Annotated in this window: 10 protein-coding genes; 5 read left to right on the top strand and 5 right to left on the bottom strand. The window is 69.4% G+C overall.

All coding sequences use genetic code 11. The annotated features are described in order from the left end of the window. Positions 1 to 307 precede the first annotated feature (307 nt). The 3 genes from ACZ5VQ_RS07270 to ACZ5VQ_RS07280 all read left to right on the top strand — a co-directional run bounded on the left by ACZ5VQ_RS07270 (position 308) and on the right by ACZ5VQ_RS07280 (position 2,879). Positions 308 to 943, top strand: a complete 636-nt coding sequence (locus ACZ5VQ_RS07270; protein WP_055614527.1) for a DUF6230 family protein — start codon at positions 308 to 310, stop codon at positions 941 to 943. A gap of 102 nt (positions 944 to 1,045) precedes the next feature. Next, positions 1,046 to 1,585: a DUF6114 domain-containing protein gene (locus ACZ5VQ_RS07275; protein ID WP_362086592.1), complete on the top strand. Its 540-nt coding sequence runs from the start codon at positions 1,046 to 1,048 to the stop codon at positions 1,583 to 1,585. Next, complete coding sequence (locus ACZ5VQ_RS07280) at positions 1,575 to 2,879, top strand: hypothetical protein (protein WP_469104028.1); 1,305 nt, start codon at positions 1,575 to 1,577, stop codon at positions 2,877 to 2,879. Before ACZ5VQ_RS07275 ends, ACZ5VQ_RS07280 begins: the two co-directional genes overlap by 11 nt. Positions 2,880 to 3,075: 196 nt before the next feature. On the opposite strand, the gene pyk is transcribed toward ACZ5VQ_RS07280, so the two are convergent. The 3 genes from pyk to pta all read right to left on the bottom strand — a co-directional run bounded on the left by pyk (position 3,076) and on the right by pta (position 7,985). Further along, the gene (gene pyk / locus ACZ5VQ_RS07285; protein ID WP_469104029.1) at positions 3,076 to 4,494 is read right to left on the bottom strand and encodes a pyruvate kinase; all 1,419 of its coding nucleotides are present in this window, start codon (positions 4,492 to 4,494) and stop codon (positions 3,076 to 3,078) included. A gap of 144 nt (positions 4,495 to 4,638) precedes the next feature. Beyond that, positions 4,639 to 5,859: an acetate kinase gene (locus ACZ5VQ_RS07290; protein ID WP_469104030.1), complete on the bottom strand. Its 1,221-nt coding sequence runs from the start codon at positions 5,857 to 5,859 to the stop codon at positions 4,639 to 4,641. Beyond that, complete coding sequence (gene pta / locus ACZ5VQ_RS07295) at positions 5,856 to 7,985, bottom strand: phosphate acetyltransferase (RefSeq protein ID WP_469104031.1); 2,130 nt, start codon at positions 7,983 to 7,985, stop codon at positions 5,856 to 5,858. The genes ACZ5VQ_RS07290 and pta overlap by 4 nt, the downstream gene beginning before the upstream one ends. A 275-nt stretch (positions 7,986 to 8,260) precedes the next feature. Here pta and ACZ5VQ_RS07300 point away from each other — a divergent pair, with 275 nt between their 5' ends. Further along, positions 8,261 to 9,286 (top strand): ATP-dependent 6-phosphofructokinase, encoded by a 1,026-nt coding sequence (locus ACZ5VQ_RS07300; protein WP_055614533.1) that lies wholly within the window; start codon positions 8,261 to 8,263, stop codon positions 9,284 to 9,286. A 143-nt stretch (positions 9,287 to 9,429) separates the two neighbouring features. Here the strand turns inward: ACZ5VQ_RS07300 and ACZ5VQ_RS07305 are convergent, their stop codons facing one another. After that, positions 9,430 to 10,059: a helix-turn-helix domain-containing protein gene (locus tag ACZ5VQ_RS07305; protein WP_469104084.1), complete on the bottom strand. Its 630-nt coding sequence runs from the start codon at positions 10,057 to 10,059 to the stop codon at positions 9,430 to 9,432. 286 nt (positions 10,060 to 10,345) lie between these two features. On the opposite strand from ACZ5VQ_RS07305, the gene ACZ5VQ_RS07310 reads away from it, so the two are divergent. Further along, positions 10,346 to 10,807: a PPOX class F420-dependent oxidoreductase gene (locus ACZ5VQ_RS07310; RefSeq protein ID WP_469104032.1), complete on the top strand. Its 462-nt coding sequence runs from the start codon at positions 10,346 to 10,348 to the stop codon at positions 10,805 to 10,807. 18 nt (positions 10,808 to 10,825) lie between these two features. On the opposite strand, the gene ACZ5VQ_RS07315 is transcribed toward ACZ5VQ_RS07310, so the two are convergent. Next, the gene (locus tag ACZ5VQ_RS07315) at positions 10,826 to 11,671 is read right to left on the bottom strand and encodes a carbohydrate ABC transporter permease (protein ID WP_362086611.1); all 846 of its coding nucleotides are present in this window, start codon (positions 11,669 to 11,671) and stop codon (positions 10,826 to 10,828) included. Position 11,672: the final 1 nt, after the last annotated feature.

Raw genomic sequence — 11,672 nt, forward strand, 5'->3', positions numbered from 1 at the left:
ACAGCCAATCGGGTCAGCGGGTTTCCTTGGGTCCCCACCGAGTAGGGACGGCGGCAGTGGAGCCGGCCCTTGGGCAGGGGGGTCTTCGCCGTTCGGTGGAGCCTGTCCGGCAGGTTGTGCGTGAAGTGTTCAGGCGCGACCAGTGGTTGTCGCTCGGGGGTGATCGCCGGTGATTCGGGTGCGTTCCGCGCCTCCGGGTTGGGGCGCTCTCCTTCCCGAGGACGTAGCACTTCTCCCATCCCTGCCCGGCTGAGCCGCCGTCTGGGGGCAGCCAGGGCCGGAGATGTACGTCCGAGAAGGAGGAAATATGGAGTCCCAGGTGCGTGGCGGGACCAGATGGAAGCGGTTCGCGGTTGTCATGGTGCCCAGCGTGGCCGCGACCGCCGCGATAGGTGTCGCCCTGGCTCAGGGTGCTCTCGCCGCGTCGTTCAGCGTGTCGGGTCAGTCGTTCAAGGTGACGGCGGACCGGCTCGATGGTGTTGGCTTCTCGCAGTACGGGGCCATCGACCAGGGCTACACGCTCAAGGGTGAGAAGACGGCGCACCCGGTTGCGGTGTCGGCGTTCAAGAGCGCCAAGATCACCAACATGTGTCAGTCCGTGGTCACCCCGGACATCCCGTTGATCGGTTCCGTCAGCCTGACGCTGAAGGCCGGTGGCGGTAGCACGCCGGTCGAGGCCGAGAACCTCTACATCGATGTCGAGGACCTCCAGGCCAACGCCACCTTCCGCAACATCGACATCGGTGTTGCCGCCGGAGACGCCACCAAGGGTCCCGGCATGAAGGGCGGCAAGGAGCAGGCGAACCCCTACGGTTTCGCCCAGCAGGCCGAGTCGGCCACGCTGACCGACGTGAAGCAGACGGCGTGGGCGACCACCGCCGGCACCTTCAAGCTCAGCGGCCTGAAGATGTCGCTGTCCAAGGGTGTCAAGGAGTGCTACTAGGCACTCCGTGGGCGGGTGAGGGAGCCTGCGCTGCCTCACCCGCCCGTCCCTTTTCGTAGTACGTGAAACCCTCAGCAACGCCGTTCCAGGGAGCTGTTTTCCATGAGCGCCGAGACTCCTGCCGCGCGCGGTCAATTCACCATCTGGCGGCTGCGGTTCCGTGCCTGGCGGGGCGGCCGGCCGTTCTGGGCGGGCCTGTTCATCCTGATCGCCGGATTCCCGATCGCATACCTTCCGTACGCGAACCTGCAGATCGGGCATCTCACGCTGGCCATGGCGACGACCGCGGGTGCGGGGTCTCTCATCATCGGCGTACTTCTGGGTGTTCTCGGAATCAGCCTCTGGTACCAGAAGCACATCCGGACCTTCGCCGGTGTCGCGGCGATCCTGCTGGGCCTGGTGTCGCTGCCGGTGTCCAACTTCGGAGGCTTCTTCGTCGGCTTCCTGCTGTCCCTGGTGGGCGGCGGAATGGCCGTGGCCTGGGCCCCGGGCGAGGAGCCCGCCGCGCGCCCGGCCGAGACGGACCGTACGGACAAGGGAGACGCCCCGGAGGCCGCACTGGCCAACGGTGCGAGCGAGCCGAACGATCTGTCAGGAACGAGCCCGACCAACGGGGCGAACGGGAGGCACAGTGCCGGCTGACGAGGTCCAATACGCGGGCCCCGCGGGGGAGTCCCGTGAGAGAACCGGGCCGCGGCACGCAGCCCCCAAGAAGCCGTTGTTCACCAGGTTGCACGTGCCCGCGGGCAAGGCGATAGCCATCGCGTCGATGCCGACGGCGATCCTCATGGGAATGGGCTTCACACCGACGCTCGCCCGCGCCGAGGACAAGCCGTCGGCGAAGAACCTGACGATCGACGAGTACAAGGACTGCGTCGACGCGCTGGAGGAGGAGACCGAGGAGGCCAAGGACGACGCGTCCCCCACGCCGTCGCCCTCCGCCTCGACGAGCACTCCCGCGGACGACGAGAAGGAGCCGAGCGCCTCGGACCCGTCGGGTTCGGACACGCCGGGCTCGGGCTCTTCGTCGGATTCAGGTTCCGACGACAAGCCCGAACCGACGCCGTCCGCCTCGGAGTCCAAGGCGCCCGCCGAGAACACCGAGCCGACACCGACGCCCACCCCCTCGGCGTCCGAGTCGAAGAACCCGCTCGACCCCCTGGGTGTCGGCGAGGCGATCAAGGACATCTTCACCCCCGACGAGGAGGAGACGGCGACCCCGACCCCGACTCCCTCCGCGTCGACCCCCGCGGCCGAGAAGCCCGCCGAGAAGCCGGCGGACACGGCCGAGGACCCGGTCAAGGACACGGTGGAGAAGGCCGAGGACACGGTCAAGGACGTCACCGACGCGGCGACCGACGCCGCCGAGGACACCGCGGAGAAGGCGGAGGAGGCGGCCGACGACGCCACCGCCTCCCCGACCCCCAGCCCGTCCGCGAGCTCCACCACGGACCCGGACGACTGCCCGACCGCCACGGACGACGAGGGCGGTGTCGAGCAGGGCATTCCCGCCCTGGCCGACGACCCCTGGCAGCTGGAGGCCAGTTCGCTGCTGCTCAAGGGCGCCGACTACCAGGGCATCGTCAAGGTGAAGACGGCCAGCGGCAAGGTCAAGGAGGTCCTCAAGTACGTGATCTCCGACGGCACCGACATCGGTGACCTGCACCAGACCGTCACCGACAAGCAGGCCGGCAAGACCTACCACGTGCAGGCGGGCAAGGGCACCACGTCCACCATCCGCGACGGCAAGACAGTCATGTACACGGAGAGCATCTCCGGCAACCTGCTCGGTCTGATCCCGATCACGTTCGACCCGGAGCACCCGCCGCCGCTGAACATCCCGCTGATCTACTTCACGAAGGTGAAGGTCGTGCAGGCCGCCCAGTTCGGCGGGACGCTGACCGTACCCGGCATGCACCAGTTCACGACCGACTGACCAGACCGACCCGGACGCGACGGACGGGCCGTACGCGGCCCTCCGGGCGCCCACCGGAGCAAACGACCTCCGGGAGCCGCAAAACACGCTGAGGGCGCCCCCTGCGCGGCAGGGGGCGCCCTCAGCGGCGTACAGCGGCCGTACGCGCCGACAGGCGGCCGGCCGTACGGGCCAACGAGCGGCCGTACGGGCGGAGTCAGCCGCCCAGGTGGTGCACGCGGACCATGTTGGTGGTGCCGGGGACGCCGGGGGGCGAGCCGGCGGTCATCACGACGATGTCGCCCTCGCTGAAGCGGTTGAGCTTGCGCAGCTCGCTGTCGACCAGGTCGACCATCTCGTCGGTGCTGTGCACGAACGGCACGACGTAGGACTCGACGCCCCAGCTCAACGCGAGCTGGTTGCGGGTGCCCTCGTCGGTGGTGAAGGCCACGATCGGCTGCTCGGCGCGGTAGCGGGACAGCCGGCGGGCCGTGTCACCGGACTTGGTGAAGGCCACCAGGCCCTTGCCGCCAAGGAAGTCCGCAATCTCGCACGCGGCACGGGCCACCGAACCACCCTGCGTACGCGGCTTCTTGCCGGGCACGAGCGGCTGCAGACCCTTGGAGAGCAGCTCCTGCTCGGCCGCGACGACGATCTTCGACATCGTCTTCACGGTCTCGATCGGATACGCGCCCACGCTCGACTCGGCCGACAGCATGACCGCGTCCGCGCCGTCCAGGATCGCGTTGGCGACGTCGGACGCCTCGGCGCGCGTGGGGCGGGAGTTGGTGATCATCGACTCCATCATCTGGGTCGCCACGATCACCGGCTTGGCGTTGCGCCGGCACAGCTCCACGAGGCGCTTCTGCACCATCGGGACCTTTTCGAGGGGGTACTCGACGGCGAGGTCGCCACGGGCCACCATCACACCGTCGAAGGCCGCGACGACGGCGTCCATGTTCTCCACCGCCTGCGGCTTCTCCACCTTGGCGATGACGGGGACCCGGCGGCCCTCCTCGTCCATGATCTTGTGCACGTCGTTCACGTCGTGGGCGTCGCGCACGAAGGACAGCGCCACCAGGTCGCAGCCCATCCGCAGGGCGAAACGCAGGTCGTCGACGTCCTTCTCGGACAGCGCCGGCACGTTCACGGCGGTGCCGGGCAGGTTGATGCCCTTGTGGTCCGAGATGACACCGCCCTCGATGACGATCGTCCTGACCTGGGGGCCCTCGACCGCGACGACCCGCAGCTCGACGTTGCCGTCGTTGATCAGAACCTGGTCGCCCTTGGAGACATCGCCCGGCAGACCCTTGTACGTGGTGCCGCAGATCGACTTGTCGCCCGGAACGTCCTCGGTCGTGATGGTGAACTCGTCACCCCGCTCCAGCTCCACGGGGCCCTCGGCGAAGGTCTCCAGCCGGATCTTGGGGCCCTGCAGGTCGGCGAGCACGCCGATGGCGCGGCCCGTCTCCTCGGCGGCGGCCCGGACCCGGTCGTAACGGCCCTGGTGCTCGGCGTGGGAGCCGTGGCTGAAGTTGAAACGGGCCACGTTCATGCCGGCCTCGATCAACGAGACGAGCTGCTCGTGGGAGTCGACGGCGGGGCCCAGTGTGCAGACGATTTTGGAACGGCGCATGGGGCGATCCTATCGGTTTGTTTCGCTACGGAATATTCCGTCTGGTGGAAGATACAAATGGGCGGGTACGCGCTCAGGCGTGGGCCTGGCCGGCTTCCTCGGTGCTCTCTTCGAGCGGCTCGTCGGCTGCTCACCGGCGGCTCCTCAGGCGTTCCCGTTCCCCACGAGTGCGTAGGTCTGGTCGGCGATCTCCAGTTCCTCATCGGTCGGTACCACGGCCACCGCGACCCGCGCGCCCTTGGGCGAGATCAGCCGCGGCTCGCCGGACCGTACGGCGTTCAGCTCGCCGTCGACCGACAGGCCCAGCGCCTCCAGACCCGCGATCGCGGCCTCGCGCACGGGGGCGGCGTTCTCGCCGACACCCGCCGTGAAGGCGACCGCGTCGACCCGGCCGAGCACCGCGTAGTACGCGCCGATGTACTTCTTCAGTCTGTGTATGTAGATGTCGAAGGCGAGCTGGGCCTGTGCGGCGTCCTCGGCACCTTCGTCGATGCGGCGGCGGATCTCGCGCATGTCGTTGTCGCCGCACAGGCCGATCAGACCGCTCTTCTTGTTGAGAAGAGTGTCGATCTCGTCCGTGGACATCCCGCCAACACGCATCAAATGGAAGATGACCGCGGGATCCATGTCACCGGACCGCGTACCCATCACGAGCCCCTCCAAGGGCGTCAGTCCCATGGAGGTGTCCACGCACCGGCCCTTCTCGACCGCCGACGCCGAGGCGCCGTTGCCGAGGTGCAGCACGATCACGTTCACCTCTTCCGGCGCCCTGCCCAGCAGCTCGGCGGTCGCGCGGGACACGTACGCGTGCGAGGTGCCGTGGAAGCCGTACCGGCGGATGCGGTGCTCGTCGGCGGTCTTCACGTCGATCGCGTAGCGGGCCGCGGCCTCCGGCATCGTCGTGTGGAACGCGGTGTCGAAGACGGCGACCTGCGGGAGGTCCGGGCGCAGCGCCTGTGCGGTACGGATACCGGTCAGGTTGGCCGGGTTGTGCAGGGGCGCCACCGGGATGAGGCGCTCGATCTCGGCGAGGACCGCGTCGTCGATGACGGTCGGCTCGGTGAAGGTCCTGCCGCCGTGCACGACCCGGTGGCCGATCGCGGCCAGCTCGGGGGAGTCGAGGCCGAGCCCGTCCCTGGCCAGCTCCTCGGCGACGGCCTTCAGGGCGGCTTCGTGGTCGGCGATGGGTCCGTTCGTCTCGCGGGACTCGCCGGTGGCGAGGGGCGTGTGCTTCAGCCGGGAGGTCTCCTCGCCGATGCGCTCGACGAGGCCCACGGCCAGTCGGCTGCCGTCGCTCATGTCGAGCAGTTGGTACTTCACCGACGAGGAGCCGGAGTTGAGGACGAGGACACGGGTGGCGGTCACTGGGCGGGAGCCTTCGAGGTCGGGGACGCGGAGGGGGTGGGGGCCGCGGGGCCCTGCTGGGCGGCCTGGGCCTGGATCGCCGTGATGGCGACGGTGTTCACGATGTCCCCGACCAGGGCGCCGCGGGACAGGTCGTTGACCGGCTTGCGCAGGCCCTGCAGCACCGGCCCGACGGCGATCGCGCCGGCCGAACGCTGCACGGCCTTGTACGTGTTGTTGCCGGTGTTGAGGTCGGGGAAGATCAGCACGGACGCCTGTCCCGCGACCTCCGACCCCGGCAGCTTGGTGGCCGCGACGGTCGGCTCGACGGCGGCGTCGTACTGGATCGGCCCCTCGATCTTCAGGTCGTCGCGGCGCGACCGCACCAGCTCGGTGGCCGTGCGCACCTTGTCGACGTCCGCGCCCGAACCGGACGTGCCGGTCGAGTACGAGAGCATCGCGATCCGCGGTTCGACCCCGAACTGCTCGGCGGTGGCGGCGGACTGGATGGCGATGTCGGCCAGCTGCTCCGCGTTCGGGTCGGGGTTGACCGCGCAGTCGCCGTACACGAGGACCTTGTCGGCGAGGCACATGAAGAAGACCGAGGAGACGATCGAAGCCTCCGGCTTGGTCTTGATGATCTCGAAGGCCGGGCGGATGGTGGCCGCCGTGGAGTGCACGGACCCGGACACCATGCCGTCGGCCAGGCCCTCCTGGACCATCAGCGTGCCGAAGTAGTTCACGTCCGAGACGACGTCGTACGCGAGCTCGACAGACACGCCCTTGTGGGCCCGGAGCTGGGCGTACTTCTCGGCGAACCGGTCGCGCAGCTCGGAGGTCTGCGGGTCGATCAGCTGGGCGCCGCCGAGGTCGACGCCGAGGTCGGCCGCCTTCTTGCGGATCTGGTCGACCGGGCCCAGCAGTGTGAGGTCGCAGACGCCGCGGCGCAGCAGCACCTCGGCGGCGTGCAGGACGCGGGCCTCGGTGCCCTCGGGCAGCACGACGCGCCGCTTGTCGGAGCGGGCCTGCTCCAGCAGCGTGTGCTCGAACATCATCGGCGTGACCCGGCCGCTGCTGGGCGCCGAGACCCGCTTCAGCAGGCCGCCCGTGTCCACGTACCGCTCGAAGAGGCCGAGGGCCCGCTCCGCCTTGCGGGGCGTCGCCGCGTTCAACTTCCCCTCCATGCCGAAGAGTTCGGACGCGGTGAGGAAGGAGCCGGTCTCGACCGCGACCACCGGGGTGCCGGGGGCGAGGCGGGCGGCGAGGGTGAGGACGAGGTCGCTGGGGCGCTCGTTCAGGGTGAGCAGGACGCCCGCGATGGGCGGGGTGCCGGCGCTGTGCGCGGCGAGGGCGCCCACCACGAGGTCGGCGCGGTCGCCGGGTGTGACGACCATGCAGCCCGGGGTCAGCGCGCCCAGGAAGTTCGGCAGCATGGCACCGCCGAAGACGAAGTTCAGGGCGTCGCGTGCGAGCCCCGAGTCGTCGCCGAGGAGCACCTTGCCGCCGAGGGCGTGGGTGATCTGGGCGACCGTCGGCGCGGAGAGCGCGGGCTCGTCCGGCAGCACGTAACACGGCACGGGGAGGCGGTTGTCGAGCCGCTCGTGTATCTCCGCGCGGTCGGCCGGGGTGACCCGGTTCACGACCATCGCGAGTACGTCGCAGCCGAGGCCGTCGTACGCGCGGAACGCGTTGCGGGTCTCCGCGAGCACCGACTCCGAGGTCTGGTTGCGGCCGCCCACGACCGGGATCACGGCGGCGCCGAACTCGTTCGCCAGCCGGGCGTTGAGCGCCAGCTCGTCGGGGAACTGCGTGTCCGCGTAGTCCGTGCCGAGCACGAGGACGACGTCGTAGTCGCGGGCCACCCGGTGGAAGCGGTCGACGAGCTGCGAGACCAGCTCGTCGGAGCCCTGCTCGGCCTGGAGCGCGGACGCCTCGTGGTAGTCCATGCCGTAGACCGTGGCCGGGTCCTGGGCCAGCCGGTAGCGGGCCCGCAGCAGCTCGAAGAGACGGTCGGGCCCGTCGTGGACGAGGGGGCGGAACACCCCCACCCGGTCCACCTGGCGGGTCAGGAGCTCCATGACTCCCAGCTCGATGACCTGGCGGCCGTCTCCTCGGTCGATCCCGGTCACGTACACGCTGCGCGTCACGCGTGCTCTCCGTTTCCTCCGATAGCGGTAAAAAGACAGCCGTTATCATCGGCTGTGCCCTCTTGACAATACCTCCGGGCATGGTTAGGACGCCCGTCGCGACGGGGGCGGACGGCGGCTCCGCCCAGGGGGAGCGGGGGCGCGAGGGGCGCGCCGAGGGCTTGCGCAGGCGCGACGGGCGCGGACAGCGCCCCCCTGTCGCCCATGAAACAATCGGACTGGCTCTCAGGTACCACAGGAGAAACAGCCCAACAGCGAGCAGGAGACACAGCACGATGCGCATCGGAGTTCTCACCGCAGGCGGCGACTGCCCGGGGCTGAACGCAGTGATCCGGTCGGTCGTGCACCGAGCCGTCACGAACTACGGAGACGAGGTCATCGGCTTCGAGGACGGTTACGCCGGACTACTCGAAGGCCACTACCGCGGCCTCGACCTGGACGCCGTCAGCGGCATCCTCGCCCGCGGCGGCACCATCCTCGGCTCCTCCCGCCTCCAGCGCGACCGACTCCGCGAGGCCTGTGAGAACGCGCAGGACATGGCCCGTGAGTTCGGCATCGACGTGCTGATCCCGATCGGCGGCGAGGGCACCCTGACGGCGGCGCGCATGCTGTCGGACGCGGGCCTGCCGGTGGTCGGCGTCCCCAAGACGATCGACAACGACATCTCCTCGACGGACCGCACCTTCGGTTTCGACACCGCGGTCGGTGTCGCCACCGAGGCCATGGACCGCCTCAAGACGACCGCCGAGTCCCATCAGCGGGTGATGGTCGTCGAGGTCATGGGCCGGCACGCGGGCTGGATCGCCCTGGAGTCCGGCATGGCCGCCGGCGCCCACGGCATCTGCCTGCCCGAGCGGGCCTTCGACCCGGCCGACCTGGTCAAGATGGTCGAGGAACGCTTCGCGCGGGGCAAGAAGTTCGCCGTCGTCTGCGTCGCCGAGGGAGCCCACCCCGCCGAGGGCACCATGGACTACGGCCACGGAGCGATCGACCAGTTCGGCCACGAGCGCTTCCAGGGCATCGGCACGGCGCTCGCGTACGAACTGGAGCGCCGCCTCGGCAAGGAGGCCAAGCCGGTCATTCTCGGCCACATCCAGCGCGGCGGCACACCGACCGCGTACGACCGGGTGCTGGCGACGCGCTTCGGCTGGCACGCGGTCGAGGCCGCGCACCGGTCCGACTTCGGCCGGATGACCGCGCTGCGCGGCACGGACGTGGTGATGGTGCCGCTGGCGGAGGCGACCACCGAACTGAAGACGGTCCCGAAGGACCGGATGGACGAGGCGGAGTCGGTCTTCTAGAGGATCGGCTTCTAGAGGGCCGGTCGTTCAGGGGGCGGCGTCCCGGGCGGGCCCGGGCGATCGTTACGGGCCTGCCCGGTCCGGGGCTTCTCAGCAGCCGGTGTCAGCCGCTGCCGGCCGGTGTCATCCGGTGTCGGCGGCTGTCAGGCGCTGTTGCGCTGGACCACCGACCAGAAGCGGTCGACGATCCGGTCCAGGAAGTCCCGGCCCGCGTCGTCGGCCTCACCGGCGGCCGCCCCGCCGCTCCAGCTCAGCGTGGCCACCATCTGCCCCTGGTACTCGGTGTGCAGCGCCCGCAGCACGTCACCCACGAGCCGCCGGTCCAGCGGCAGCAGCTTGCCCACCGGGCGTACGTACGCCTGCCAGCGGGTCGTCACCGCGTTGCGCAGCATCTCCGCCAGCTTCGTCTCGTGGCCGGTGACCGTGACGAGGTCCGCCAGGGAGAGGTCGAGCACCTCGGCGAGCGCCGAGGACTGACGTTCGTTGCCGCGCCACTCGTCCGCCTCCTCCATCCGTACGTACACGAGGAGTTCGAGTCCCACGGCGCGCGCGACGTCCTCGGGCGCGAGACCGCGCGCGATCCGGTGCTCGCGCAACGTCCGCGGCGCGCCGATGAGATCGCCCGGCGAGCACCACAACACACCCGCGAGCGCGGTGAGTTCGGTAGTGCTCGGCGCGGCTGTGCCACGTTCCCAGGCGACGACGAGGTCCGGGGTCACATAGGGCAGTCCGAACGAGGCCTGCATGCCGTACGCGACATGCTCGGGCCCCATGCGCAGGGCGAGGCGCAGTTTACGGGCGGCAGAGGCGTCGAAGGGCGGGGTGGGCTGTTGGGCCGACGGTTGGTGCACGCGCACAACGTATGGGTGCGGGGCTGCGGTGACTACGGTCTGTTCGGCCAGGATTACGGATCGTGCGAACCTACGGTTTCGGATGTCTGACCGAGGTCTGTTCGGGGTGGCCGAAGATCAGCTGGTGGCGGGGTGGTGTGGAGATCAGGATGTCGGGCAGGGGCTCGTGCGGACGAGTCCGAAGGGTGGATCGAAGGTGGCAAGCGCCGTGAGCAGGATCGAAGGGCATATTCGCGAGCGACTGCTGGCGCCGAACTTCTGGCATCTGGCGACCGTGGGCGCGGACGGGGCGCCGCAGATCTCGCCCATGTGGGCGGACCTCGAAGACGAGTACGTCATGGTCAACACGTCAATGGGCCGCGTGAAGGAGGAGAATCTTCGGCGCAATCCGTTCGTTTCTCTGTCCCATCACGACACCGGGAACCCCTACGACCGGGTGGAGATCCGGGGGCGGGTCGTCCGCTTCGTCGAGGGCGAGGTGGCCGAGCGCGCCATGGACCGGCTCACTCTGAAGTACATCGGCGAGGACCGGTATCCGTGGCTGCTCCCCGGAGAGCGGCGCGTGATGATCCTGATCGAGCCGACGCGGGTGCGGCATGTGGTGGGCGTGGAGAAGTTCCGGCCCGGGGTGCTTCCCGAGCTGCCCGAGGCTTCCGAACCCACCGGGTGATGCCGGCCCGTCCTCCGGTCACCCCTTGACCGCCCCGCCCAGCGCGAACCCCCCGCCCAGCCGCCGCGCCACCAGCACGTACAGCAGGACCACCGGTGTCGAGTAGATGATCGAGAACGCGGCCAGCTGCCCGTACACCACCGTCCCGCGGTTTCCGAAGAAGTCGTTGATGCTGACCGACGCGGGCATCTGGTCGGGGGTCAGCAAGAGCATGAAGGGGACGAAGAAGTTGCCCCACATCATGACGAACGAGAAGACGGTCACCACCGCGACGCCCGGGCCCATCAGTGGCAGCACGATCCGCAGGAGGGACTGGAACGAGGACGCGCCGTCCGTCCAGGCCGCCTCCTCCAGCTCCTTCGGTACGCCGTCCATGAAGTTCTTCATCAGCCAGATGGCGAAGGGCAGTTGGGACGCGGCGAAGAAGAAGATCGTGCCCTGCATCGTGTCGATGAGGTCGACCTGAACGAACAGGGCGTACACGGGAACCATGATCGCCGTGATCGGCAGGCTCGTCGCGAAGATGATCGTGAGGAGGAAGGGGCGGTTCAGGCGGGAGCGGAAGCGGGACAGCGGGTAGGCCGCCAACGCCGCGCACACCACCGTCAGCAGCGTCGCCCCGCCGCACAGGATCAGGCTGTTGAGCAGAGGCGTGAACGTGATGTCCGGCTTCAGGACCGCATCGAAGTTGTCGAGCGTGACGCCGTCCGGGACCTTCACCTTCAGGTCGGCCTTCGGGTCCACCGACGAGAGGAGGACCCAGGCGAGGGGAAGCACGAACGCGGCCGCCACGAAGAGAAGGCCCGCGTCGGCGGCGTAACGGCGGCTGTTGCGGCGGGTCACGAGGGTCGTACTGCCGGGCATG

Source organism: Streptomyces sp. NPDC033178, from assembly GCF_055577685.1.

Excerpts from the sequence above, each read along its gene's own strand:
- ACZ5VQ_RS07315 (WP_362086611.1), bottom strand. The coding sequence starts at position 11,671 with ATGCCCGGCAGTACGACCCTCGTGACCCGCCGCAACAGCCGCCGTTAC.
- ACZ5VQ_RS07305 (WP_469104084.1), bottom strand. The coding sequence starts at position 10,059 with ATGGGGCCCGAGCATGTCGCGTACGGCATGCAGGCCTCGTTCGGACTG.
- ACZ5VQ_RS07275 (WP_362086592.1), top strand. The coding sequence starts at position 1,046 with ATGAGCGCCGAGACTCCTGCCGCGCGCGGTCAATTCACCATCTGGCGG.
- ACZ5VQ_RS07270 (WP_055614527.1), top strand. The coding sequence starts at position 308 with ATGGAGTCCCAGGTGCGTGGCGGGACCAGATGGAAGCGGTTCGCGGTT.
- pyk (WP_469104029.1), bottom strand. The coding sequence starts at position 4,494 with ATGCGCCGTTCCAAAATCGTCTGCACACTGGGCCCCGCCGTCGACTCC.
- ACZ5VQ_RS07300 (WP_055614533.1), top strand. The coding sequence starts at position 8,261 with ATGCGCATCGGAGTTCTCACCGCAGGCGGCGACTGCCCGGGGCTGAAC.